Raw genomic sequence first — 23,141 nt, forward strand, 5'->3', positions numbered from 1 at the left:
GGTGTGCGGCGTGCTGGACGAGCGGCTCATAACCGAGGTGAAGGTGGCGGGGTTTCGGCCGACGCAGCAGCGTCGCAGCCGGGCCCTGGTCGTCAGAGTGATGAACGAAGGCCTGGCGCTGCTGCGGGACCATGATTTCGAGAGCCTGTCGATCGAGACCCTTTGCAAGCGCTGCGATGCCACGGTCGGCTCGTTCTACGCCCGCTTCGAGGGCAAGGAGGCCTTCATCGACGCGCTGCAGCGGCTGGTGGTCGAGGATTCGCGCCGCAAGCTTGCGGCAGCCTATGCCTCCGAGCGGCTTCCGCGCGACAGTCTCGAGGACCTGCTGGGCTGGATCGCCAAGGGTGGGGTCGCCTGGACGCGGCGATATGAAGGCCTCGTCCGGGCATCGCTGCGCCGCGCCAGCGGCGACCGCCGGAGCTGGACGCCCATGCGCGAGCTCGGCCGGATACAGGTGGCTCACGCGCTGCCTCCCATCCTGCGTCTCCTGCCGGCGCGAGCGGGATCGGAGGCGGAGGGTCGGATCCGCTTCGCTTTCCAGATGATGTACGGCGCCTTGAACAACATGGTCCTGATCGATCCGGGGCCCTACTCCCTGCGCGATGCAGCGACGCCCCGCCTGCTGGCCGCCGCCATGCGGCGGCTGATCGAGTAGCGAGGTTTCAGGCCGGCAGCCCTCGCGCCAGCTCGATGAAGGCAAGTGTCGCAGCCGAGCGCTCGTCGCGGCGGCAAGCGAGGTTGAGCGGCACGTGCAGCGCCGGCTTGCCGCGCAACGGCCGGTAGACCACTCCCTCGAGCGGCAGGCGGCTCAGGGACGCCGGCACAATCGTGATGCCGAGTCCCGCTGCGACGAGGTTCAGGGTCGAGACGATGCGGGGCGCCTCCTGGCCGACATGAGGACTGAAACCTGCGGCGCTGCAGGCGGCGATGATCACGTCGTAAAGGCCGCGGCCGTCGGGCCGTCGGTAGAGGATGAAGGTCTCGTCGGCCAGTTCCTTGAGGCTGAGACTGGCCCGTCTGGCCAGCGGATGGCGCGCCGGCAAGGCGACGGCTGTGTCCTCGTGCAGGAGGGCGTGCACGTCGACCCGCTGCGGCTCCACCAGGCCCGAACGGATGAAGGCGATGTCGAGCCGGCCGTCGCGCAGGCCGCTTACCAGGTCGCCGGAGCTGCTTTCCTCCAGCGCAAACGAGACGTCGGGCCACTTGAGGCGGAACTCGCGGATCGCCCGAGCGACCAGGGGATGGAACGGCGCCGAGGTGGTGAAGCCGATCGCGATGCGGCCCGTCTCGCCGCGCGCGGTGCGGCGGGCGCGGATTTTGGCCTGCTCGGCCTGCGCCAGGATCGCCTCGGCGTCGACGAGGAAGGAGCGGCCGGCATCGGTCAACGTCACGCCGCGCGGATGGCGCACGAACAGGGTCGCGTCGACCTCGCGCTCCAGCGCGCGGATCTGCTGGGAAAGGGGCGGCTGCTGCATGTTGAGCCTCTCCGCGGCGCGGGTGATGTGGCCTTCATGAGCGACCGCGACGAAGTAGCGGAGGTGGCGCAGTTCCATCGGCATATCTTCTGCATATGAGGAAACGCTCCATCATACACGATGTCGCGCATCGGCGGCGGCTTGGATCGATGGCCGGCCGCAGCTAAACAGGCGTCGTGTCTATTCCGCCAGGTTTTCGCGAGCTGACCGAAGCTTCGGGCTTCGCCGCGGCCAACGGGCCGTGGTTCGAGAAGATCGAGAACGGCCGCGCCGTCCGCGCTTTTCGTCCCGGCCCGCAGCATGCCAATGCGCTCGGCATCGTGCATGGCGGCATGCTGGCGGCGTTCCTCGATTCGGCGATGGGCACGGCCGTCTGGCACGGGCTCAGGCGGCGCGCGGTGACGCTGCGCCTGTCGCTCGACTATCTCGGCCCGGGACGCGTCGGCGACTGGCTGCAGGCGGAGGGCGAGGTGGTGGGCCATGACGAGCATGTGGTGCAGGTGCGCGGCCGTCTCTATGGTCCGCGCCACGATGTGCTGGCGGGGCTGGGCGCCTTCGCGCTCCTGAGCCGACAGCGTTCGTTCGAGACCCGGAGTTGACGTTGCTTCCCGACAATCCGCCCGAGGGCTTCCGGCGCATCGATTTCGATCGCGATCGAGCCGACGCCACCTTCAACACCCATATCGGCACGCTCTATGCCAAGCGCGGCGCGAAGGGCTCGTCCGACGAGTTCGTGATGGGCTTCCGTGTGCAGGCTCATATGTGCAATCCAGTGGGCGGCCTGCACGGCGGCATGATGATGACGGTGGCCGATCTCGTCGGCACGATGGGCGGCGGCACGCTGGCCGGCCTTCGCAAGTTCCTGCCAACTGTGAGCATGACCTTCGACTTCGTGGCGCCAGCCGGGGTCGGCGACTGGGTCGAAGGCCGGCCGGAGCTGGTGCGTGTGACGCGCTCGCTCCTTTTCACCAACATCTATCTGACGGTCGGCGAGCAGAAGATCCTGCGCGCCTCCTCGATCGCCAAGATTCCGTCGGGCGAGGGCCCCGCCTTCGGCAAGGCGCGGCTCGTCCGCGAGCCGGCGGCGGGCTGACCGAACCGGCGCTACACCATCTCGAAGCGCGGCGCGGCGCCGCTCTTTTCCCAGACGACATCCTTCGTCAGGTCGAACTGCGGCGTGAGGATCGCGAGGAACGCGATCGGTCCTTCCCTGGTCGATACCGTGCCGTGCACCGCGTTGCGCGGCACGAAGACGAAGTCGCCGGGCCGGACGGAACGCACCTCGTCGCCGACGCGGATCTCGCCCTCGCCCTCGATCACGATCAACAGCTCCTCGTGGTTCGGCTGGCGGTGGAGTCCGCCCTCGGCGCCGCCCAGGCGCACGATCGCCGCGCCAGCGAACTCGCCGCGGGCCAGCGGCTTGACGGGGGCTGCGCCTGCCTCGGCGCTCATGCTGCCCACGATTTCGGCCAGGCGATGGAAGTTGCCCATGTGCTCTTCCTCCAATAGGGTCGCTCGATCTTGACTCGACGGGAGACAAGTTACGTACAGACAGTACGTAACATACAGACAGTATGTCAACGGCAAATCGACAAGCCGAACGGTCGGCTGCGACCCGGCAGGCGCTGATCCGCGTGGCGCGGCGGCTGTTCGCCAGGCTCGGCTACGGCGCGACCGCGACCGAGGAGATCGTGCGCCAGGCGAGGGTGACGCGCGGCGCGCTCTACCACCATTTCCGCGACAAGCAGGATCTCTTCCTCGCCGTCCTCGATCAGGAGCAGAAGCGCCTCGCCGCGGCGGCGGCCGCGGCAGCGGCCGCCGAGAACGATCCGTGGCGAGCGATGATGGCGGGCACCGCCGCCTTCCTCGACGCCTGCCTCGATCCGGCCGTTCAGCAGATCGTCATCGTCGACGGGCCGGCGGTCCTCGGGCCGGAGCGCTGGCGCGAGCTCGACCAGAGCTACTATCTCGGGAGCCTGAAGCAGCTCCTCGAGGCGGCGATGGCGGAGGGGTTGGTCGAGAGGCAACCGGTCGATACGCTCGCGCATCTGATGTTCGGTGCCGTGCATGAAGCGGCGTTCGTCATTGCGCGTGCCGACGACAAGGGGGCGGCGCGCCGCGAGGTCAGCGAGGTCCTGGCGAGGCTGTCCGCCGGATTGCGGCGCACGCCGGCCGACAGCGAGGGTTCAGGAGAGGCTCGTGCCGAAGTGACTGGAAAGGGCGCGCCGACCTGAATCGGTGAGCCGCACCGTGCGGCCGCGCCGCATTCGTTCGGCCCAGCCTTTCTTGAAGAAGGTATCGGCAATCGCCGATCCCAGCGCGCCGGAAATGTGCGGCCGCCGCTCGCTCCAATCCAGGCACTGCCGGGCGAAGTGGCGGGTGTGCGCCGCCCTGGCGCCTGCGAGGTCCACGCCCAGTCGAGTGCAGAAGATCTCGCCCGAGGGCGTGAGCGACCAGTCGCGCGCGCCTTTGGGCTCGAGATGGCCGTGCCGGGTGAGCGAGTCGGTGACGGCAAGGCCAATTTGGCCGGCAAGATGGTCGTAGCAGGTGCGGCAGAACCGCAGATCCGGATCGCGCCGCCATGCCGCATTCCTGGAAGCCGGTGCGGCTCGGGTGCCGGCGAGCGCCATCAGGGTCTCCATGGCGTGCGCCACGTCGCCCGAGGCCAGCCGATAGAAGCGGTTGCGGCCCTGGGCGCGGGCAGCCAGCAGGCTGGCGTCGACCATGCGTGCGAGATGGCCCGAGGCGGTCTGGGCGGTGACGCCCGCCGCCAGGGCGAGCTCGGAGGCCGTGTGCGCCCGTCCGTCCATCAAGAGCGACAGCATCGACGCGCGCGCCGGGTCGCCCATCAGGGCGGCGATCTCGGAAACGTTGTTCACGGTGACCATGCGTTCAATCTAGGCTCGCGCGCGCGGACCCGCCATGGTCAATAGTTCGGCGGCCGCCGAAGGATGGCCGGAACTGGCGTCAGCGCCACTTGGGGTTGGCGATGGCGATCTTGTCGGCGACGGTGGCTTCGAGATGAGCCATCAGGCCTGCGTCGCTCTCGTCGCGCTCGCCGGTTCGTAACTGGCGGGCGAGCTCGCGATTCAGCTTCTCGAGCGTGCCGCCGCGGCCGAGCAGGCGCACGAGCCGGGCATGCTCGCGCGCATCGGCGGCGGGGCCGAGCCGTCCCTCGCGTTCGAGGATGGCGAGCGCATTGACGGCGACGCGCATCTGGAAGCCCAGACGCGGCTCGATGCGGTCGAGCGCCGGCGTCGCTTCCTCGCGCAGGAAGTCGGCGATGGCGGTGAGGAGTTCCGAAGCGGTCGGCAGGTCCTGCGCCACGATCAATGCTCCGCTTTCAGGAGTTGCAGGAGGTCGACCTCGGTCTCGACGGCGCGCCGTCCGATGGCGGCATGTTCCATCGACTTGATCGAGCCGGATAGATGCTTCCAGGCCTGGTTGAGGCAGATCACGCCCCAGTGGACCGTGCCGAACACCTCCCACCAATGCGCGCGCGCAGGATCGACCTTGCGGCCGCTTGCGCGCTCGTAGGCGTCCCACAGCTCCTGGCGGCTGCCGAAGCCGGCCGCGGGCTTGTCGACGGCGCCGAAGCGCCAGCTCTTCACGCAAAGCCAGCCCAGATCCTCCAGCGGATCGCCGAGATGGGCCAGCTCCCAGTCGAGAATTGCGGTCACGCCCGACTCGTCGGCAAGGTAATTTCCAGTGCGGTAGTCGCCATGCACCAGCAGCGGCCGGTCGAGCGGCGCAGGCTTGCGACGGTCGAGCCAGGTGAGCGCCAGCTCGAACACCGGCTGTGCCGTGCCGAGAAGATCCAGAGACTGGCGCAGGCCGGCGACATGGTCCGCTGCCTCACGACGCGCGAGCGGCGGCAGGGCCGAAGGATCGGTGGCGTGGATGGCCGCGGCGATCTCGCCCAGTTGGCGCGCGATCCGGCCGCGCGCCGCCGCATAGGGCGGATCGCGCAGCAGCTTGCGTGCGATGGCCGTGCCGCCAACCCGGCGCATGACGTAGGCCTCGCCCAGCCCGTCCTCCGAGACCAGTTCGAACAGCGGCTCGGGCGCGCGCACGCCCGCGCGATGCGCCGCCTGCAGCACGCGGAACTCGGTCGCACGGTCGATCGAGACCGACCGTTCGCGGTCGGTCTTGCCGTTGGTCGGAGGGTCGCGGCGCAGGATCAGCGCGTGCCGCTCTCCCTCCAGCAAGGCGTCGAAGCTCCAGGTTTGGCGGGAGGCGCCACCGGACTGCCGCACCAGGTTCTCGATCCTGGCCATCCCGCGGAAATGGCGGCCGGCGGCGGCGGCGAGGGCGGATCGCACCTGGTCGGCCTCGCTTGGCGTATGAACGGTCATTCACCGGACTGTGGCACAGACCCCGGCCCATGGTAAGAGGGCGCGCCAAAATCGGGAGACCCGGCGCGTGACGCAGACATTCGAGGCCATGAACGGCCTCTTCCTGGAGGATCTGAAGGTCGGCCAGTCGGCCATGTTCGGCCGCACCGTGACCGATGCCGATATCGCCGCCTTCGCCGGCGTATCGGGCGACACCAATCCCATCCATTTGCACGACGGGTTCGCGCGTACGACCCGCTTCGGCCAGCGCATCGCCCACGGCATGCTGAGCGGCAGCTTCATCTCGACGGTGATCGGCACCAAGCTGCCGGGTCCCGGTGCGGTCTATGTCTCGCAGACCATGAACTTCATGGCCCCGGTGATGATCGGCGACACGATCACCGCGGTCGCCACGGTGTCGGCCATCGACGACAGGCGCCGGCGCGTCACGCTCAAGACGCAGTGTCTCAGCGGCGAGAAGGTCGTGATCGACGGCGAGGCCGTCGTGCTGGTGCCCCGCCGCACCACCGCCTGATGGCCTGATGATACCCGTCTTCGAAGAGTGGCAGGGCATTCCCGCACCGTGGAAGGGCGGGGCGGTGGCCCTCGGTAATTTCGACGGCGTGCATCGCGGCCACCAGGCGCTGATCGCGCTCACGGTCGAGCAGGCGCAGGCGCTCGATGCACCCGTGCTCGCGCTCACCTTCGAGCCTCATCCGCGGCGCTTCTTCGTGCCCGATACCGGCCCCTTCCGCCTCACCCTGCCGCCGGCCAAGGTGCGCCTCCTCGAGGAGCAGGGGGTGCAGGCGGTGCTCGCCCAGCGCTTCGACCAGGCGTTCGCCGGGCTTTCCGCCGATGCCTTCGTCGACGAGGTGCTGCTCAAGGGGCTCGTCGCCCGGCACGTCGTGTGCGGGTACGACTTCACCTTCGGCGCCCGACGCGGCGGCAATGTCGAGAAGCTGCGCAAGCTCGGCCGCGAGCGCGGCTTCGGCGTCACCATCCTCGATCCGGTCATGCGCGAGGGCGAGATCTATTCTTCCACCAGCATCCGCGAGGCGCTGCGCGCCGGCTGGCCGAGCGAGGCCGCGGAGCTTCTGGGCCGGCCCTGGGAGATCGAGGGCGTGGTCGAGCAGGGCGACAAGCGTGGCCGCACCATCGGCTTTCCCACCGCCAATGTGGCGCTCGGCGAGCATTTGCGGCCGCGCTTCGGCGTCTACGCCGTGCGCGCGCTGGTGGACGGCACCTGGCGCGACGGCGTCGCCAATGTCGGCAGGCGTCCGACTGTCGGCAAGCTGCAGGAGAATTTCGAGGTCCACCTGTTCGACTTCTCGGGCGATCTCTACGGCAAGACCTTGCGCGTCGCGCTGATCGACTTCATCCGCCCCGAGATGAAGTTCGCCGGGCTCGACCAGCTCAAGGCCCAGATCGCCGCCGACGCCCAGGCTGCCCGTTCCATACTGGCGGGATGACGTGTTCGAGGCCTGCATGCGCGGTTTGCCGCGCCTTGACCCCCAGCACCCCCCTCCCTAGATTGCCCGCTTCATGAGATCGAGGGCCATTCGGGAGCGAATTAGCCGCCCGGTCCGCTAGCTGCGGCCGGGTCTTTTGATGCCCCCTGGCTTGCCGGAAGGGTCCGGTGCCTCCCGTTCGAACCCGATGAGTTCGCTGTGACAACCGACTACAAATCCAGCGTTTTCCTGCCCAAGACCGAATTTCCGATGCGCGGCGGCCTGCCCAAGAAGGAGCCCGAGCTTCTGAAGCGCTGGGCCGATATGAAGCTGTTCGACCGCCTGCGGGCCGAGAGCAAGGGCCGACCGAAATTCGTGCTGCATGACGGCCCGCCCTACGCCAACGGCAACGTCCATATCGGCACCGCGCTGAACAAGATCCTGAAGGATCTCGTGACGCGCAGCCAGCAGATGCTGGGCAAGGACAGCCACTATGTGCCGGGCTGGGACTGCCACGGCCTGCCGATCGAATGGAAGATCGAGGAGGAGTACCGCGCCAAGAAGAAGGACAAGGACGAGGTGCCGGTGGTCGAGTTCCGCCGGCAGTGCCGCGCCTTCGCCGAGCACTGGATCGGCGTGCAGCGCGAGGAATTCAAGCGGCTCGGCGTCGAAGGCGACTGGGAGCACTACTACTCGACGATGAAGTACGAGTCCGAGGCCACGATCGCCGCCGAGCTCGGCAAGTTCCTGATGAACGGCGGTCTCTACAAGGGCTCCAAGGCGGTGCTATGGAGCGTGGTCGAGAAGACGGCGCTGGCCGAGGCCGAGATCGAGTATCACGACCATGTTTCCGACACGGTCCATGTCCGCTTTCCGGTCCTGAAGTCGAAGGGCGGCAAGCTCGACGGCGCCTCGGTCGCGATCTGGACCACGACGCCCTGGACCATACCGGGCAATCGTGCGCTCGCCTTCGGGCCCGAGATCGCCTACGTCCTGATCGAGGTTGCGGCGGCGGCCGAAGGCAGCCGGGCCCGCGTCGGCGAGAAAATGGTGCTGGCGCGCGATCTGGTGGGCGCCGTCACCGAAGCCGCCAAGTTCACGCCAAGAGTTTTGGCGCAGCTCGGCACAGCCGATCTCGAAGGGCTGGTGGCGGCCCATCCCTTGCGCGGCCAGGGTTACGACTTCGACGTGCGTCTCCTGGCTGCGGCATTCGTGACGGCTGATGCCGGTACGGGCTTCGTGCACATCGCGCCGGGCCACGGCGCCGACGACTATGAGCTGGGCATCGCCAACGGCGTGGAAGTGCCGGACACGGTCGCCGAGGACGGCAGCTACTATCCGCACGTGCCGCTGTTCGCTGGCCGGCGCGTCTACACGTCCGAAGGCAAGAAGGGCGACGCGAACCGCGCTGTCACCGAGGCGCTCGACAAGGCGGGCAGCCTTCTCGCCACCGGGCGTATCACGCACAGCTATCCGCATTCCTGGCGATCGAAGGCGCCGGTGATCTTCCGCAACGCGCCGCAATGGTTCATCGCCATGGACAAGCCGATCGCCGCGATCGGCGGCACCCTGCGCGAAAAGGCGCTGGAGGCGATCGACGTCACGCGCTTCGTGCCGCGCGCCGGCTACAACCGCCTGCGATCGATGATCGAGGCGCGCCCCGACTGGTGCGTCTCGCGCCAGCGGGCATGGGGCGTGCCGATCGCGGTGTTCGTCGACAAGAAGACGGGCGAGCCTCTGCGCGATCCGGAGGTGATGGACCGTGTCGTCGAAGCCTTCAGGGTCGAGGGCGCCGATGCCTGGTTCGACAGCCCGCCGGAGCGTTTCCTCGGCAACAAGCACGATGCGCGGGACTTCGAGCAGGTGAGGGACATCCTCGATGTCTGGTTCGACTCGGGTTCCACTCACGCCTTCACGCTCGAAGGCAACCCCGATCTCAAGTGGCCGGCCGATCTCTATCTCGAGGGCTCCGACCAGCATCGCGGCTGGTTCCATTCCTCCTTGTTGGAGAGCTGCGGTACGCGCGGGCGAGCGCCCTACGAGGGCGTGCTCACCCACGGCTTCACGCTCGACGAGCAGGGCCGCAAGATGTCGAAGTCGCTCGGCAACACCGTGGCGCCCCAGACCGTGTGCGACCAGTACGGCGCGGATATCCTGCGGCTCTGGGTGGTGGGGACCGACTACACCGAGGACCAGCGCATCGGCCCGGAAATCCTCAAGCACCAGGCCGAGGCCTATCGCCGCCTGCGCAACACGTTGCGCTATCTGCTCGGCAGCCTCGACGGCTTCTCGGCCGCGGAGAAGATCGGTTTCGACGCGCTGCCGGAGCTCGAGCGCTGGGTCCTGCACCGGCTGGCCGAGCTCGACGCGATGTTCCGTCCCGCCGTCGAGGACTTCGATTTCCACAAGATCGCGACCGAGCTGCACAATTTCTGCGCCGTCGATCTTTCGGCCTTCTACTTCGACATCCGCAAGGACGCGATCTACTGCGACGCACCCGGCGCGTTGCGCCGGCGTGCCGCGCGCACGGTGATGGCGGAGCTGTTCTCCTTTCTCACCGCCTGGCTTGCGCCCATCGCCTGCTTCACGGCGGAGGAGGCATGGCTCGCCCGGCCGCAAGACGTGCCCGACGGGGCGGCCGACAGCGTGCATCTGCGGCTCTATCCCGCGATCCCCGATGGCTGGCTCGACACCGCGCTCGGCGAGAAGTGGAAGACGGTGCGGGCGCTGCGCCGCGTCGTCACCGGCGCGCTCGAGCTCGAGCGGGCCGAGAAACGGATCGGCTCGAGCCTGCAGGCGGCGCCGCACGTCCATGCCGCGCCCGAGTACCTCGCCGCGATGAAGGGCATCGATCTCGCCGAGATCTGCATCACCTCGGCCGGTGACCTGGCGGCCGGCGAGGCGCCGGCCGGCGCTTTCACGCTGCCCGATGTGGTGGGTGTCGCGGTCGTTCCCGCCCTGGCCAGTGGCGAGAAATGCGCCCGCTGTTGGCAGGTCCTGCCGGAGGTCGGCCAGTCGCCCAGCCATCCCTTGCTCTGCCGGCGCTGCGAGGCGGCGGTGGAAGGGGCAAGCCGCGCATGAGGCCGATCGATCGGCAGGCCATGGGCCTCGTCGCACTCACCTTGATCGTCGACCAGGCTTCCAAGGAGGTGATACTGCGCTATCTCCTCAAGGTCGGCGGCCTCAAATCGGTGATCGAGGGCTTCTTCCAGCTGGTGGTCGTGTGGAACCGCGGCGTGAGCTTCGGTCTGCTGAGCGGCGATCGGACGGTGCCGCCCTGGGCGCTGTCGGGCGTCGCGATCGCGGTCTGCATCGGCCTGTTCCTGTGGCTGCGACGAACCGACCGCCTGTTGACGGGATGGGGCATTGGTCTTGTCATGGGCGGCGCCATCGGCAATGTTATCGACCGAGCGCGGTGGGGGGCGGTGTTCGACTTCGCCGATTTCCACGTGCGGGACTGGCATTGGCCGGCCTTCAACATCGCCGATGCGGCGATCGTGGTCGGTGTCGGGCTGATGCTCGTCGATTCCCTGATCGGCGAAAGACAGCGCGCCCCCTGACGGCCATGATCGGCGGATAGAAGGCAGTTTCCCAAGGAATGGCAATGCAACGGACGATCCTCACGCCTGTGACCCTGCTTGCGCTCGGTGCGATGGCGCTGGGCGGATGCAGCGCCTTCGAGAATTTCGGCGGCGCGAAGAAAGTGTCGCCGGACGAATTCAAGATCGTCTCGCACTCGCCGCTCACCATGCCCCCGAATGCCGATCTGAGGCCGCCGCGACCGGGCGAACCGCGGCCGCAGGAGGTGAGCCCGGCCGATCAGGCCAAGGAGGCCTTGTCGCCGACGCTGGCCGGCCGCGTGCAGCAGCAACAGGCCGCCAAGGAAGGCACGGCCGGGGACGCCTCCGAGCGGGCGCTGGTCGCCAAGGCGAGCAAGGGCGGCGTCGACCCCAATATCCGGGCCGAGGTCAATCAAGAGACTCGAACGATCGCCAATCAGGACCAGGGGTTCATCGACAGCCTGATCTTCTGGCAGAAGGCGCCGCAACCGGGCACGATCGTCGATCCCGCCAAGGAGCAGCAGCGCCTGCGCGACGCCCAGGTGAGCGGCCAGCCGTCCACCGAGCCGACGCCGACCATCAAGCGGCGGCAGCGGGGCTGGCTCGAAGGCATCTTCTGACCCGGGTTTCGCTCCCGCGTCGCCATCTTCTCGCCGCAGGCGTCGGCGGCGCGGTTGGCGCGCTGGCCGCGCGGGCGCAGGCAAATCTGCTGGCCGTCGGACGACAGCCCTGCGAGACGTTCACGCTCGCCAACGGGCTGCAGGTCGTCGTGCTGCCGTCGGCGCGGGCGCCGGTCGTGACGCAGTTCGTGGTCTACAAGGCCGGCAGTGCCGACGAGACGTTCGGTCGGACCGGCCTCGCGCATTTGCTCGAGCACATGATGTTCAAGGGGACGGCCGCGCTTTCGCCCGGCCAGTTCTCGCGCACCATCCAGCGCAACGGCGGGCATGACAACGCCTACACGACTTTCGATGTCACCGCCTACCATCAGACCATCGCGTCGGACCGGCTCGAGCTCGTGATGCGCCTGGAGGCCGACCGCATGTCCGGGCTGCGCATCCTCGAGGAAGAATTGGCACCCGAGCGCGAGGTCGTGCTCGAGGAGCGCCGCATGCGGATCGACAATGTGCCCGCGGCCCTGCTCGACGAGTCGGTGCGCGCCGCCCTGTTCGGCGCGCGCAATCCCTATGGCATGCCGACGGCGGGCTATGTCGACGACGTGAAGAAGCTGGGCGCCGAGGAGCTTTCGACTTTCTATCGCCGCTTCTACGGTCCCGACAATGCAGTGCTCATCGTCGCGGGCGACAGCACGGCCGACGCGGTCCGGAGACTGGCCGAGACGCACTATGGCCCGATCCCCGCGCGTGGCCTCGTGGCGCGGCATCGACCGGCCGATGGCGGAACCGGATTGCCGCGGCGGCTGACGAGGACGGACCGGCGGGTCGCCGAACCCGGCTGGTCGCGCGACTATCTGGCGCCCTCCTATCGGCTGGGCGAGGCCCGCCACGCCTATGCGCTGCAGGTGTTGGCCCGCCTGTTCGGCGGGGGCGAGACGAGCCGGCTGTGGCGCGCCCTGGTGGTCGAGCAGCGTCTCGCCCTTTCCGCCAGTGCCGACTACGATCCCTCGCATCTCGGTCTCACGAGCTTCGGGATCAGCGTCCATCCCGCTGCCGGCCGTGACGTGTCGGAGATCGAGACGGCCGTGGCCGGCCAAATGAAGAGCGTCCTCGATGGTGACGTGACGGCCGAAGAGGTCGAGCGCGCGCAGAACCGGCTTCTTGCCGCCGCCATCTATGCGCGGGACTCGCTTGCCAGCGGACCGCGCCGCTACGCGGCCGCGCTCGGCACGGGCAACAGCGTGGCCGATATCGACGCCTGGCCCGAGCGCATTTCCGCCGTTCGCGTGGCCGACGTGGTGGCGGCCGCGCAGCATGTCTGGCGCGACGATCGATCGGTGACGTCCCTGCTGCTGCCGGAGGCAGGTCGATGAAGCGCGGCCTGCTCGTCCTGATCGCGGTCGTGGGCATGCTCGTTGCCACGCGCGCCGGCGCCATCGATATCCAGGAGGTCACCACGCCACGCGGCATCAAGGCCTGGCTGGTGCAGGACAAGACCGCGCCGCTCGTGGCCCTGTCCTTCTCCTTTGCGGGAGGAACGGCGTCGGAACCGCAAGACCGCAAGGGCGCCACCAGTCTCATGGCGCTCATGCTGACCGACGGGGCCGGAGCGCTGCCCGCGGAGGCCTTCAGGCTTCGCGAGGAGGATGCCGCCGCCGCCTTGCGCTTCGGCGCCTCGTCGGATCGGCTGAACGGATCGCTGCGCGTGCTGACGGCCAATCGCGAGCAGGGCTTCGAGCTGCTGCGTCTTGCCCTCACCGCACCGCGCTTCGATGGCGAGATGCTGGAGCAGCGTCGCAGCCAGGCGATCGCGAGCTTCAACCGCGCCGAGCAGCGACCGCGCGCGGTCGCCGACCGGACGATGGCGCGCGCGATGTTCGACGGTCACCCCTATGCGCAGGATTTCGAGGATCCACGCCAGAGCCTGAAGACGATCGCGCCATCGGATCTCAGGGCGCGGGCCGCCGCGTTGCTCAGGAGAGACGGCCTGATCGTGGCGGCGGTGGGCGATATCGATGCGGCTGACCTGGCGTCGGCACTCGATCGGGTGTTCGGCGATCTTCCCGTCGGCGAGCTGCCGGCGGCCATCCCGGAATGGACGCCGTCCCATAGGCCACGCACCATCGTGGTCGAGCGGCCGGTGCCGCAAAGCGCCATCGTCATGGCGATGCCAGGCGTGCTGCGCGCCGACCCCGACTGGTACGCTGCCCTGGTGCTGTCCCAGATCCTGGGCGGGGGCCAGCAATCGCGGCTCTTCGATGAAGTGCGCAACAAGCGCGGCCTGGCCTACAGTGTCTCGAGCGGCCTGCGCCCCATGGCGAAGGCGTCGTTGCTGGTGATTTCTGCGGGCAGCGCGAACGACCGGGTCGCCGAGACGGTCGAGGTGATCCGCGGCGAGATCGCGCGCCTGCGCGAGAAAGGGGTGGACGGGCAGGAGCTGGCCGATGCCAAGACCCAGCTCACCGGCGCCCTGGCTCTGTCGCTCGATTCCTCGCGCGCCGTTGCCGGTCTCCTGCATGGCCTGCAGGTCGATGGCCTGCCGCGCGACTTCCTCGACCGTCGCGCCGGCTTGATCGCCGCGGTCACGAAGGCGGACGTCGATCGCGTTGCCCGCCGTCTGCTGCGCGACGACGCCATCACCACCGTCGTGGCCGGCAAGCCTCGCGGCCTTGTTCTTGAACGATAGCGCGACCGCTCGCTTTCGACGGCCCCTGCCCACAGTATCTTTCCCGAAGGGGAAGGTCGTAGACTGGACGGCATGAGCGCGCTTTCGCGTCCTTTGCGCCGCCTGCCCTCGACCCTCGTCAATCGCATTGCCGCGGGCGAGGTGGTGGAGCGGCCGGCCAGTGCCGTGAAGGAGCTGGTCGAGAACGCGATAGATGCCGGCGCGCGCCGGATCGCCGTCGTCCTGAAGGACGGCGGCCGCAGCTTCATCTCCGTGGCCGACGACGGCGTCGGCATGTCGCCCGGGGAGCTGCAGCTCGCGGTCGAGCGCCATTGCACGTCGAAGCTGCCCGACGACGACCTCGACGGCATCCGCACGCTCGGCTTCCGCGGCGAGGCGTTGCCCTCGATCGCCTCCGTGAGCCGTTTCACCATCACCTCGCGGCCGGCCGGCGCCGACACCGCCTGGAGCCTCGACATCGAGGGCGGCGTGAAGCGCGCGCCGCGGCCGGCGGCGCATCCGGCGGGCACGCGGGTGGAGGTGCGCGACCTTTTCTTCGCGACGCCTGCCCGGCTCAAGTTCCTGAAGGAGCCGCGCAGCGAGACGGGCCATGTCGCCGACGCCATGCGGCGGCTCGCCATGGCGCATCCCTGGATCGCCTTCCGTCTCGAAAGCGAGGACCGCACGCTGTTCGACCTGCCGGCCGCCGACCCGTCGCTGCTCGAGACGGCGGACGCCGCGCGGCTGGCGCGACTGGCGGCGATCATGGGCCGCGAGTTCGCCGACAACGCGCTCACGATCGACGCCAATCGCGAAGGCTTTCGGCTCACGGGCTTCGCCGGCCTGCCGACGCTGAACCGCCCGACGACCCAGCACCAGTATCTTTTCGTCAACGGCCGGCCGGTGCGCGACAAGCTCCTGGCTGGTGCGGTGCGCGGTGCCTATCAGGACTTCCTGGCGCGCGACCGCAATCCGATGGTGGCGTTGTTCCTCGAGGCGCCGACCGGCATGGTCGATGTCAACGTCCATCCGGCCAAGACGGAGGTGCGGTTCCGCGATGCCGGGATCGTGCGCGGCCTGATCGTGGGGGCCTTGCGCACGGCGCTCTCGGCGGCCGGCCATCGCGCCAGCACCACCGTCGCCGAGGCCGCCCTCGGCGCCTTTCGTCCGCACACGGGCCAGGCGATGGCGCTGCCGCTGGGACGCAATCCCGGCAACGGATATTCCTGGTCGGCGCCGCCGCGTGGTCTGGCCGAAGCTGCAGCCGCATTCATGGCGCCCTTCACCGAACCGTCGGCGCGAGTCGACACACCGTCGTCCGAGACCGCCAATGGTAACGGCGGCGCCTATCCGCTGGGCGTGGCGCGCGCACAGCTGCACGAGACCTATATCGTGGCGCAGACCGAGCAGGGCGTGGTGATCGTCGACCAGCATGCCGCGCACGAGCGGCTCCTGCACGAGAAGCTCAAGACCCAGCTCGAGACCGACGGGGTGAAACGCCAGGCGTTGCTGCTGCCCGAGGTCGTGGACGTGGGCGAGGATGGAGCGCACCGTCTCGCCCAGCGTGCCGCCGAGCTTGCCGAGCTGGGGCTGGTGCTGGAACCGTTCGGGCTGGGCGCCGTCGTCGTGCGCGAGACGCCGGCGCTGCTGGGCGAGGCCGACATCCAGGGCCTGGTGCGCGACCTCGCCGACGAGCTGGCCGAGCTCGGCGATCATCTATCGCTCAGGGAGAAGGTCGAGGAGGTGTGCGGCACGCTTGCCTGTCACACCTCGGTGCGTGCGGGACGGCGCCTGACGGTCGAGGAGATGAACGCGCTGCTGCGGCAAATGGAGGCGACGCCGCATTCGGGGCAGTGCAATCACGGCCGGCCGACCTATGTCGAACTCAAGCTGGCCGACATCGAGCGGCTGTTCGGACGACGATGAACAAGACTTGGCCGCTGCTGCTCCTCCTTGCCTCGACTGCCATTGTCCATGCCCAGCCTGCCAATCCGCTCGACGGGACGTGGCGCGGCCGCAGCGATGGCGGCTCGTGCAACGCTCCGCTCGACTATGCGATCACCATCGAGGACGGCTTCGTCGATGGCACCGCCTTCGACACGACCGCGCACGGGCCCGTTCCCAACCTCAGGAAGGCGCCGCCACCGCCGCCCGGCCCCGGGCTCTGGCAGATTCACGGCATGGCCAAATCGGCCTCGTTCCGGTTGCTCGCCGTTGCCTCCGTGAAGCACGGCGACCGGCGCACAGAGCGCCTGAACGCGACCGCGCAGGCTGGCGTGCTTGTCGTCACCGAGGACGGCGGCTGCGGCCGCACGGCGCGGCTCGAGCGCAAGTAGGACCGTCAGGCGGCGCACGCGAGCAATCCCAGCCGATCGCGGCGAAGCCATCGCGTCAGCAGCAGGATCGCCACTGTCGTCAGTCCCGCCGCAAGACCGATCCAGATGCCGATGCCCTGCAACTCGACGACGAAGGCAAGGACCACGCCCACGACCAGTCCGATGCCCCAGTAGCCCAGGGCGGCATAGATCATCGGCATGCGGGTGTCGTGCAGGCCGCGCAGCACGCCGGCGGCTACCGCCTGGCCGCCGTCGACAAGCTGGAACAGGGCAGCGAGGGCGAGAAAGGACACGGCGAGCCGGGCGACAGGGGCGTTGCTCGGCAGGTCGAGATCCAGGAAGGCGCCGATCAGCAGGCGCGGCATCGTGACCATGACGAGCGCCGCCATGGTCATGAAGCTGGTGCCCATGGCCAGCGCCGTCCAGCCGGCACGGCGGACACCGTCTGCGTCCTTCGCGCCGAAGGCGCGGCCGACGCGCACCGTGGCGGCCTGGCTCAGCCCCAGCGGCACCATGAAGGAGAGCGAGGCGATCTGCAGCGCGATCGAATGGGCCGCGATCGACTCCTCGCCGATCAGGCCCATCAGGAAGGTCGAAGCATTGAAGACGGCGACCTCGAACACCAGCGTGGCGCCGATCGGCATGCCGAGCCGCCACAGCTCGACGAAGCGCGGCCAGTCGGCGCGCCAGAACCGGCCGAAAAGACGATAGCGGCGGAACTTGCGGTCGAGCGAGATCACGATCGCCAGGGTTGCGAACATGAAGAGGTCGGCAAGCGTCGTGGCGATGCCGGCGCCGACGAGTCCGAGGCGGGGCAGGCCGAGATGGCCGAAGATCAGGCCCCAGGCGGTGAAGGCGTTGACCGCCACCCCGGCAACGCCGATCACCAGCCCCCACTGCGGCCGCTGCAGCGCCGAGATGAACGACCGCAGCACCAGGTAGAAGAAGAAAGGCAGGACCGACCACTGCAGGGTCCGCACATAGTCGCCGGCCTGGAGCGCAAGGTCGGGCCGCTGGCCCATCGCCAGCAGGATCGTCTCGCTATGCCAGAGGACGATCCAGATCGGCACGGCGATCACCACGGCCGCCCACATGCCCTGGCGCACGGTGCGGCGTACATCGCGCACCGAATGGCTTTTGCGCCCGAGCTCGCGAGCGATCATGGGTGCGGTGGCCGTGGTCAGGCCGAGCCCGAACATCGTGGTGGCGAAGTAGAGGTTCGACCCCAACGCACCGGCGGCGAGCGCATCGGGACCGAGCTGGCCCATCAGCAGCACGTCCGTGGTCGTCATCGCCGTCTGCGCGAGATTCGTCAGGATCAGCGGCCAGGCGAGCACGATCGTGGCACGCGCTTCCGCGCTCCACGCTTGCCATCTGCTTGCTGTGATCGCGCCGACGCCGTTCATCGCGCGCTTTTAGCCGGTGTCCTCCGGCGAGGCGAAGCAATCCTGCCCGGCGTCAGACGCAGGCCTCGCAGGCGATGCGCTCCTCGTCGCCTGCGGTCAATCGGAAGAAGGCATCCTGCGGTTTCTCCAGGACGAACATGGCCTTGGCATCGAGGCCAAGATTGATGCCGCGCAGCACGGCACCACTCACGCCATGACCGACGATGACCGTGCGCATGCGTGACGCGACGATGTCGGCCAGCACGGCCGCCGACCGCCGCCGCAACTCGAAATGCGTCTCGCCGCCGGGTGGACAGAAACCGTGCGGATCGGCCCGCCAGTCGGCCAGCGCACCGGGACGATGAACCTCGATCTCCTTCCAGGAGAAGCCTTCCCAGTCGCCGTAGCTGAGCTCGGCGAGCCGCCGGTCGTCGCGCCACTCGTCGGGGTCGAGGCCGAGCTCGCGTCCGACGATCAAGGAAGTCTCGCGCGCCCGTCCGAGCGGACTTCTGAGGAAGATCGTCGGGCCGGGCTCGCGCGCCAGCTCGCCGGCGAGGGCGCGGCCCATCGCCCGCGCCTGGGCTCGGCCGCGCACGGTGAGGTCGGAGTTGCGGGTGCCCTGCATGCGCCGCTCGAGGTTCCAGGCGGTCTCGCCGTGGCGCAGCACGTAGAGGGGACGGTCGAGCTTCATGACGCGTAGCGCAGGATCACGATCTTGGCCGCACCATAGCGCCTCTCGTCGAGGGCTTCGAATCGTGGCGGCGGCGGCAGATCCTCGGCACGGGCAAGCTCGATCGTGGCAATGGCGCCCGGCTGCAGCCAACCGGCGGCGGCCAGCGCCACGAGTGCCGACGCCGCGAGGCCGGACCGGTAGGGCGGATCGAGGAAGACCAGATCGCAGGCTTCGCGTGCGGGCGGCGGGCGGGTCGCATCGGCGCGCACGACCCTGGCTGTCGCTGTCTCGCCGAGCTTGCGCAGATTGTCGCCGATCAGCTTGATCGCTGTGGCATCGCTGTCGAGGAACGTGGCATGCGCGGCGCCGCGCGACAGCGCTTCCAGGCCGAGTGCGCCGGAGCCCGCAAAGGCGTCGAGCACGCGGGCGTCGATCAGAGGCGATGTGCCATCCGGGCGCCAGTTGGCATGGGTCAGGATGTTGAACAGCGCCTCGCGCGCCCGATTGGAGGTCGGCCGCGTCGTCGTGCCTTCGGGCGTGGCGATGGTGCGGCCACGGTGCTTGCCGCCGACGATCCTGAGCATCAGCGGTGCGGACGTTTCGGCTGGCGCGCCCGCGGCCGGGGCTTTGCCCAGCCTGGTTTGCGCGGCACTTTGAGCCCCAGGAGATTGTCGAGCGCCTGCGACGGAATCTCCTCGACCGCGCCGCGCGCCAGCTCGCCGAGATAGAACGGTCCGAAGGCGACACGGATCAGCCGCACCACCGGCAGGTCGAGATGGGCGAGCACACGGCGCACCTCGCGGTTCTTGCCTTCCGTGAGCGCGATATCGAGCCAGGCGTTGGTGCGCTGCTGGCGCTCGAGCCGTGCCTCGATCGCGCCGTAGCGCACGCCTTCGATGGTGATGCCGCGGGCAAGCTCGGCGAGTCGCGCCTCGTCGACGGCGCCGTGCACGCGCGCACGATAGCGCCGGGTCCAGCCATTGGCCGGCAGCTCCAGCCGGCGCGCGAGCCCGCCGTCGTTGGTGAGGAGCAGCAGGCCCTCCGACATGAAGTCCAGCCGGCCGACCGTCACGACGCGCGGCATCCCCTTGGGCAGCGAGTCGAAGATGGTGCGCCGTCCCTCGGGATCGCGCACTGTCACGAGCTCACCGGGGGGCTTGTGATAGCGCCAGAGCCGCGGCCGGTCGGCCTCCGGCAGCGGCCTGCCGTCGACCTCGATGCGGCTGGCGTCCGTGACGACGAAAGCCGGCGTCTGCAGCACCTCGCCGTCGACCTTGACGCGGCCGGCCGCGATCCAGCGCTCGGCATCGCGGCGCGAGCAGAGTCCGGCGCGGGCGAGGCGCTTGGCGATGCGCTCGGGTTCGCTCACTTGGCGGCCGCCGCCCCCAGGAAGGCGCGAAAGAGCCTGGCGTCGCCTTCGGAGATCAGGAACTCGGGATGCCACTGCACGCCGATGCAGAAGCGGTAGGCCGGCGCCTCGATGCCCTCGATGACGCCGTCCGCGGCGGTCGCGTTGACGACGACGCCCTGCGGCGCATCGGCTGCGGCCTGATGGTGCGCGCTGTTCACGGCAAGCTCGTCGGCGCCGACGATGGCGTGGAGCCGGGTGCCCCGCGCGACCTTCACCGTGTGACCCGGTTCGTCGCGCGGATTGGGCTGCTCGTGCGCCAGCGCATCGGCGATCGCATCCGGGATATGCTGGATCAGCTTGCCGCCCAGCACGACATGCAGGAGCTGCTGCCCACCGCAGATGCCCAGCACCGGCTTGTCGCGATCGAGTGCGCCCCTGGTGACGGCGAACTCGAAAGCGGTGCGGCGGTCCTTGGTGACGACCGTGGCGTGGCGATCGCCGCCGCCATAGTAGGAAGGATCGACGTCGAAGGCGCCGCCGGTCACGACCAGCGCATCGATCCGCTCGAGATAGTCGCCGACACGATCCGGCTCGTGCGGCAGCGCCACCGGCAGGCCGCCCGCCGCGTCGATGGCGTCGAGATAGTTCTGGCGCAGCGCATACCAGGGAAACCTGGAGTAACCGCCGGGCTTTTCCGCATCCAGCGTGACTCCGATCAGGGGGCGAGGCATGAAAACGACGATACACCATCCACCTCACCCTGAGGAGCGCCCGCAGGGCGCGTCTCGAAGGGTGGGCAACAAACACTGTGTCTGCTCGCATGCTTCGAGACGGCCGCTACGCGGCCTCCTCAGCATGAGGTCTTCTTTTTGGCGACGGCTAGGACGACACGATGTTCCGCGGCACGTCCTTGAACGGCTTGTTGGTGTCGACGCTGGGCTCCTTGGGCATCTTCAGCACGCGCTCGGAGATGATGTTGCGCTGGATCTCGTCGGTGCCGCCGGCGATCGAGGTGGCCGGCACGGAGACGAGGATCTCGGCGATCACGCCGTCCATCGGGCTGTCCGCGCCACTGAGCAGTGCGTCGGCGCCGCTGATATAGGTGTGCACGCGTGCCGCCTGCCGGGCGATGTGGCTCGAGACCAGCTTGCCGAGCGACCCTTCCGGTCCCTGCGGCCGGCCCTGCTCCTGCGCGGCGCGGGCGCGGCGCGCCGTCCATTCGGCCGACTTCGACATGATCAGGAGCTTGGCGATCTCCTGGCGGATCACCGGATCGTCGATCTTCCCGGTGGCCCTGGCGCGCTCCATGACCAGATCGACGCGGCCGGCGCGCTGCGGATACCACTTGTAGGGCTCCATCGTGGTCGCGATCTCGGCCCGCTCCTCGTCGTAGATGCGGCCCTTGCGGTCGGAGCCGACGGCCCACGAACGCAATGCATCGGCGCCGCGACGCTCGTGCATCAGGGTCGTCGTCGCGACCGTCCAGCCGTCGCCCACGTCCGATACAAGGAACTCCGGCTCGACGATCGCGTCGGTGAAGAAGACCTGGTTGAACGAGGCATGGCCGTTCATCTGCTTCAGGGGATGCACCTGCACGCCGGGCTGCTTCATGTCGAGGATGAAATAGGCGAGCCCCTTGTGCTTGGGCACATCCCAGTTGGCGCGCGCCAGCAGCAGCCCCCAATGCGCCTTGTGCGCCGAGGTCGTCCAGACCTTCTGACCGTTGATGACCCACTTGTTGCCCTGGCGGTCGGCGCGCGTCACCGCGCCTGCCATGTCCGAGCCGCTGCCCGGCTCGCTGAAGAGCTGGCACCAGGTGTCCTCGCCGGTGAGGATGCGGCGCAGGAACTTCTCCTTATGCAGGTCGGTGCCGTGGGCGAGGATGGTCGCCGCCGCCAGCGTACGGATGCCCGCCTTGGCGACGCCGACAGCGCCGATGCGCGCGAACTCCTCGTCGACGATCGTGGTGAACTTCACCGGCAGATCGCGGCCGTACCACTGCCTGGGCCAGTGCGGTGCGCCCCAGCCGGAGTCGACCAGCTTGTTGCGCCATTCGACGAGGCCGTAATCGGGATTCCAGTTGGCCTCCAGCCAGGCACGCACGTCGCTGCGGACGCTCTCTTCGGTCGGTTCGCTCATGGTCGGGCTCCTCAGTGCGTCCAGTGCTGCATCATCTTCTCTCGATGCTCATTGGCATCGCCGAACAGGATCTCGCTCGACTTGGCGCGCTTGAACCAGAGATGCGTGTCGTTGTCCCACGTGAAGCCGATGCCGCCATGCATCTGCACGGCATGGATCGCTGTCTGCAGACAGGCCTCCGCGGCCGACGCCTTGGCGAGCGAGGCGAGGGCAGGCAGGTCGTCATCGCCCTCGTCCAGCGCGGCGGCGGCATAGTAGGCGGCCGACTTCGCCAGCTCGACATCGACCAGCATGTCGGCCGCCTTGTTCTTGGTGGTCTGGAAGGAGGCGATCGAGCGGCCGAACTGCATGCGCATCTTCACATAGGCAAGGGCGTCCTCGCGCAGCCGCTCGGCGCCGCCCACCATCTCGTTGGCGAGGCAGATCAGCGCCTGCTGCATCGTTGTCGCGAAGGGCGCGGCGGCGGCGCCTTCCGGGCCCAGGAGCCTCGCCTCGACCGACCGGAAAGTGAGGCGGGCGAGCTTGCGGGTCTCGTCCATCGTCTTCAGCGCCCGCCGTTCGAGGCCCGGTGTGGCGCCCTGGACGGTGAAGAGCGACAGCCCGTCATCGCCTTTGCTGCCCGGGCGGCGCGCCAGGACGACGACGAGGTCGGCCGTGTGGCCATCGAGAACGAAGCTCTTCGTGCCGTCGAGCCGATAGGCGCCGCCCGACGGCGCGGCTGTCATCGCGACGGCCGATGGCTCGTTGCTGCCGCCTTCCTCGGCGAAGGCGAGCGTCGCCGTCATCTCGCCGGAGGCGATCGGCGGCAGAAACGCGCGCTTCTGATCCTCCGTGCCGCCGTTCAGGATCGCGCTCGTGGCCAGAACGGCGGTTGAGAAATAGGGAGCGCAGAGCAGGCCACGGCCCATCTCCTCCAGCACGATGCCGAGCTCGGTGAAGCCGAAGCCCTGGCCGCCATAAGCCTCGGGAATGGCAAGCGCCGTCAGCCCCAGCTCCTGGTTGAGCCGCCGCCAGCCCTCGCGCTCGAAGCCCGCTTCGGTCGCCATCAGGCGCCGGACCTCCTTGGTGGGCGAGCGCGCTTCCAGCGCGCGCCTCAAACTGGCCCGGAACTCTTCCTGTTCCGGCGTGAAGCTGAACCGCATGATTACTCCTTCCGGC

The 23,141-nt window shown here is 68.9% G+C and carries 25 protein-coding genes; 13 read left to right on the forward strand and 12 right to left on the reverse strand.

Going from position 1 to position 23,141, the window contains the following annotated elements; all coding sequences use genetic code 11:
* Position 1 precedes the first annotated feature (1 nt).
* Positions 2-655: a TetR/AcrR family transcriptional regulator gene (locus OJF58_RS12625; protein ID WP_300784766.1), complete on the forward strand. Its 654-nt coding sequence runs from the start codon at positions 2-4 to the stop codon at positions 653-655.
* A gap of 7 nt (positions 656-662) precedes the next feature.
* Here the strand turns inward: OJF58_RS12625 and OJF58_RS12630 are convergent, their stop codons facing one another.
* On the reverse strand, positions 663-1,553 hold the full coding sequence (locus OJF58_RS12630; RefSeq protein ID WP_300784768.1) for a LysR family transcriptional regulator: 891 nt from the start codon (positions 1,551-1,553) through the stop codon (positions 663-665).
* A 98-nt stretch (positions 1,554-1,651) separates the two neighbouring features.
* Between OJF58_RS12630 and OJF58_RS12635 the strand changes: the two genes are divergently transcribed.
* Both OJF58_RS12635 and OJF58_RS12640 read left to right on the forward strand, forming a co-directional pair.
* Positions 1,652-2,074, forward strand: coding sequence for a PaaI family thioesterase (locus OJF58_RS12635; RefSeq protein WP_300784770.1), 423 nt, complete (start codon positions 1,652-1,654; stop codon positions 2,072-2,074).
* Complete coding sequence (locus tag OJF58_RS12640; protein ID WP_300784771.1) at positions 2,071-2,568, forward strand: PaaI family thioesterase; 498 nt, start codon at positions 2,071-2,073, stop codon at positions 2,566-2,568. Before OJF58_RS12635 ends, OJF58_RS12640 begins: the two co-directional genes overlap by 4 nt.
* Positions 2,569-2,579: 11 nt before the next feature.
* Here OJF58_RS12640 and OJF58_RS12645 read toward each other — a convergent pair whose 3' ends face one another.
* Positions 2,580-2,966 carry a cupin domain-containing protein gene (locus tag OJF58_RS12645; RefSeq protein ID WP_300784772.1) on the reverse strand — a complete coding sequence of 129 codons (387 nt, stop codon included), beginning with the start codon at positions 2,964-2,966 and terminating at the stop codon, positions 2,580-2,582.
* Between the two features lie 83 nt (positions 2,967-3,049).
* On the opposite strand from OJF58_RS12645, the gene OJF58_RS12650 reads away from it, so the two are divergent.
* Positions 3,050-3,709, forward strand: a complete 660-nt coding sequence (locus tag OJF58_RS12650) for a TetR/AcrR family transcriptional regulator (protein ID WP_300784774.1) — start codon at positions 3,050-3,052, stop codon at positions 3,707-3,709.
* Here OJF58_RS12650 and OJF58_RS12655 read toward each other — a convergent pair.
* From OJF58_RS12655 to OJF58_RS12665, 3 genes are all read right to left on the reverse strand, one after another.
* Positions 3,662-4,363: a helix-turn-helix transcriptional regulator gene (locus tag OJF58_RS12655; RefSeq protein ID WP_300784776.1), complete on the reverse strand. Its 702-nt coding sequence runs from the start codon at positions 4,361-4,363 to the stop codon at positions 3,662-3,664. The genes OJF58_RS12650 and OJF58_RS12655 overlap by 48 nt on opposite strands.
* A 79-nt stretch (positions 4,364-4,442) precedes the next feature.
* Positions 4,443-4,802: a DUF6285 domain-containing protein gene (locus tag OJF58_RS12660; RefSeq protein WP_300784778.1), complete on the reverse strand. Its 360-nt coding sequence runs from the start codon at positions 4,800-4,802 to the stop codon at positions 4,443-4,445.
* Positions 4,803-4,804: 2 nt separating this feature from the next.
* A complete protein-coding gene (locus OJF58_RS12665) occupies positions 4,805-5,830 on the reverse strand; it encodes a phosphotransferase family protein (RefSeq protein WP_300784780.1) in 1,026 nt (341 codons plus the stop codon).
* A 67-nt stretch (positions 5,831-5,897) separates the two neighbouring features.
* Here OJF58_RS12665 and OJF58_RS12670 point away from each other — a divergent pair, with 67 nt between their 5' ends.
* From OJF58_RS12670 to OJF58_RS12710, 9 genes are all read left to right on the forward strand, one after another.
* Positions 5,898-6,344 carry a MaoC family dehydratase gene (locus OJF58_RS12670; RefSeq protein ID WP_300784782.1) on the forward strand — a complete coding sequence of 149 codons (447 nt, stop codon included), beginning with the start codon at positions 5,898-5,900 and terminating at the stop codon, positions 6,342-6,344.
* Positions 6,345-6,351: 7 nt separating this feature from the next.
* Positions 6,352-7,278 (forward strand): bifunctional riboflavin kinase/FAD synthetase, encoded by a 927-nt coding sequence (locus OJF58_RS12675; protein ID WP_300784784.1) that lies wholly within the window; start codon positions 6,352-6,354, stop codon positions 7,276-7,278.
* A 249-nt stretch (positions 7,279-7,527) separates the two neighbouring features.
* Positions 7,528-10,338: an isoleucine--tRNA ligase gene (gene ileS, locus OJF58_RS12680; protein ID WP_300785258.1), complete on the forward strand. Its 2,811-nt coding sequence runs from the start codon at positions 7,528-7,530 to the stop codon at positions 10,336-10,338.
* The gene (gene lspA, locus OJF58_RS12685) at positions 10,335-10,817 is read left to right on the forward strand and encodes a signal peptidase II (protein ID WP_300784785.1); all 483 of its coding nucleotides are present in this window, start codon (positions 10,335-10,337) and stop codon (positions 10,815-10,817) included. The genes ileS and lspA overlap by 4 nt, the downstream gene beginning before the upstream one ends.
* A 44-nt stretch (positions 10,818-10,861) precedes the next feature.
* Positions 10,862-11,437 (forward strand): DUF3035 domain-containing protein, encoded by a 576-nt coding sequence (locus tag OJF58_RS12690; protein WP_300784786.1) that lies wholly within the window; start codon positions 10,862-10,864, stop codon positions 11,435-11,437.
* A 149-nt stretch (positions 11,438-11,586) separates the two neighbouring features.
* Positions 11,587-12,807, forward strand: a complete 1,221-nt coding sequence (locus OJF58_RS12695; protein ID WP_300784787.1) for a pitrilysin family protein — start codon at positions 11,587-11,589, stop codon at positions 12,805-12,807.
* Positions 12,804-14,120 (forward strand): pitrilysin family protein, encoded by a 1,317-nt coding sequence (locus OJF58_RS12700; protein WP_300784789.1) that lies wholly within the window; start codon positions 12,804-12,806, stop codon positions 14,118-14,120. The genes OJF58_RS12695 and OJF58_RS12700 overlap by 4 nt, the downstream gene beginning before the upstream one ends.
* Before the next feature lie 72 nt (positions 14,121-14,192).
* Entirely contained in the window at positions 14,193-16,025 is a 1,833-nt protein-coding gene (gene mutL / locus OJF58_RS12705) for a DNA mismatch repair endonuclease MutL (RefSeq protein WP_300784791.1), read from the forward strand.
* Positions 16,022-16,435 (forward strand): hypothetical protein, encoded by a 414-nt coding sequence (locus OJF58_RS12710; protein ID WP_300784792.1) that lies wholly within the window; start codon positions 16,022-16,024, stop codon positions 16,433-16,435. Before mutL ends, OJF58_RS12710 begins: the two co-directional genes overlap by 4 nt.
* A gap of 5 nt (positions 16,436-16,440) precedes the next feature.
* Here the strand turns inward: OJF58_RS12710 and OJF58_RS12715 are convergent, their stop codons facing one another.
* From OJF58_RS12715 to OJF58_RS12745, 7 genes are all read right to left on the reverse strand, one after another.
* Entirely contained in the window at positions 16,441-17,841 is a 1,401-nt protein-coding gene (locus OJF58_RS12715) for an MATE family efflux transporter (protein ID WP_300784794.1), read from the reverse strand.
* A gap of 52 nt (positions 17,842-17,893) precedes the next feature.
* Complete coding sequence (locus OJF58_RS12720; RefSeq protein WP_300784796.1) at positions 17,894-18,511, reverse strand: histidine phosphatase family protein; 618 nt, start codon at positions 18,509-18,511, stop codon at positions 17,894-17,896.
* Positions 18,508-19,077 carry a 16S rRNA (guanine(966)-N(2))-methyltransferase RsmD gene (gene rsmD / locus OJF58_RS12725; protein ID WP_300784797.1) on the reverse strand — a complete coding sequence of 190 codons (570 nt, stop codon included), beginning with the start codon at positions 19,075-19,077 and terminating at the stop codon, positions 18,508-18,510. Before rsmD ends, OJF58_RS12720 begins: the two co-directional genes overlap by 4 nt.
* On the reverse strand, positions 19,077-19,862 hold the full coding sequence (locus tag OJF58_RS12730; RefSeq protein WP_366526833.1) for a pseudouridine synthase: 786 nt from the start codon (positions 19,860-19,862) through the stop codon (positions 19,077-19,079). Before OJF58_RS12730 ends, rsmD begins: the two co-directional genes overlap by 1 nt.
* Complete coding sequence (locus OJF58_RS12735; RefSeq protein WP_300784799.1) at positions 19,859-20,575, reverse strand: gamma-glutamyl-gamma-aminobutyrate hydrolase family protein; 717 nt, start codon at positions 20,573-20,575, stop codon at positions 19,859-19,861. Before OJF58_RS12735 ends, OJF58_RS12730 begins: the two co-directional genes overlap by 4 nt.
* Positions 20,576-20,723: 148 nt before the next feature.
* Positions 20,724-21,983: an acyl-CoA dehydrogenase family protein gene (locus tag OJF58_RS12740; RefSeq protein WP_300784801.1), complete on the reverse strand. Its 1,260-nt coding sequence runs from the start codon at positions 21,981-21,983 to the stop codon at positions 20,724-20,726.
* Positions 21,984-21,994: 11 nt separating this feature from the next.
* Entirely contained in the window at positions 21,995-23,125 is a 1,131-nt protein-coding gene (locus OJF58_RS12745; RefSeq protein ID WP_300784803.1) for an acyl-CoA dehydrogenase family protein, read from the reverse strand.
* Positions 23,126-23,141 lie beyond the last annotated feature (16 nt).

This window comes from Enhydrobacter sp., assembly GCF_030246845.1.
Lineage (GTDB): Bacteria > Pseudomonadota > Alphaproteobacteria > Reyranellales > Reyranellaceae > Reyranella.

What these genes read in the sequence shown, in the direction of transcription:
- OJF58_RS12655 (WP_300784776.1), bottom strand. Translation starts at nt 4,363, where the DNA reads ATGGTCACCGTGAACAACGTTTCCGAGATCGCCGCCCTGATGGGCGAC.
- OJF58_RS12740 (WP_300784801.1), bottom strand. Translation starts at nt 21,983, where the DNA reads ATGAGCGAACCGACCGAAGAGAGCGTCCGCAGCGACGTGCGTGCCTGG.
- OJF58_RS12710 (WP_300784792.1), top strand. Translation starts at nt 16,022, where the DNA reads ATGAACAAGACTTGGCCGCTGCTGCTCCTCCTTGCCTCGACTGCCATT.
- OJF58_RS12675 (WP_300784784.1), top strand. Translation starts at nt 6,352, where the DNA reads ATGATACCCGTCTTCGAAGAGTGGCAGGGCATTCCCGCACCGTGGAAG.
- lspA (WP_300784785.1), top strand. Translation starts at nt 10,335, where the DNA reads ATGAGGCCGATCGATCGGCAGGCCATGGGCCTCGTCGCACTCACCTTG.
- rsmD (WP_300784797.1), bottom strand. Translation starts at nt 19,077, where the DNA reads ATGCTCAGGATCGTCGGCGGCAAGCACCGTGGCCGCACCATCGCCACG.
- OJF58_RS12690 (WP_300784786.1), top strand. Translation starts at nt 10,862, where the DNA reads ATGCAACGGACGATCCTCACGCCTGTGACCCTGCTTGCGCTCGGTGCG.
- ileS (WP_300785258.1), top strand. Translation starts at nt 7,528, where the DNA reads ATGCGCGGCGGCCTGCCCAAGAAGGAGCCCGAGCTTCTGAAGCGCTGG.
- mutL (WP_300784791.1), top strand. Translation starts at nt 14,193, where the DNA reads ATGAGCGCGCTTTCGCGTCCTTTGCGCCGCCTGCCCTCGACCCTCGTC.
- OJF58_RS12700 (WP_300784789.1), top strand. Translation starts at nt 12,804, where the DNA reads ATGAAGCGCGGCCTGCTCGTCCTGATCGCGGTCGTGGGCATGCTCGTT.
- OJF58_RS12645 (WP_300784772.1), bottom strand. Translation starts at nt 2,966, where the DNA reads ATGGGCAACTTCCATCGCCTGGCCGAAATCGTGGGCAGCATGAGCGCC.
- OJF58_RS12720 (WP_300784796.1), bottom strand. Translation starts at nt 18,511, where the DNA reads ATGAAGCTCGACCGTCCCCTCTACGTGCTGCGCCACGGCGAGACCGCC.
- OJF58_RS12630 (WP_300784768.1), bottom strand. Translation starts at nt 1,553, where the DNA reads ATGGAACTGCGCCACCTCCGCTACTTCGTCGCGGTCGCTCATGAAGGC.
- OJF58_RS12745 (WP_300784803.1), bottom strand. Translation starts at nt 23,125, where the DNA reads ATGCGGTTCAGCTTCACGCCGGAACAGGAAGAGTTCCGGGCCAGTTTG.
- OJF58_RS12735 (WP_300784799.1), bottom strand. Translation starts at nt 20,575, where the DNA reads ATGCCTCGCCCCCTGATCGGAGTCACGCTGGATGCGGAAAAGCCCGGC.
- OJF58_RS12665 (WP_300784780.1), bottom strand. Translation starts at nt 5,830, where the DNA reads ATGACCGTTCATACGCCAAGCGAGGCCGACCAGGTGCGATCCGCCCTC.
- OJF58_RS12715 (WP_300784794.1), bottom strand. Translation starts at nt 17,841, where the DNA reads ATGAACGGCGTCGGCGCGATCACAGCAAGCAGATGGCAAGCGTGGAGC.
- OJF58_RS12650 (WP_300784774.1), top strand. Translation starts at nt 3,050, where the DNA reads ATGTCAACGGCAAATCGACAAGCCGAACGGTCGGCTGCGACCCGGCAG.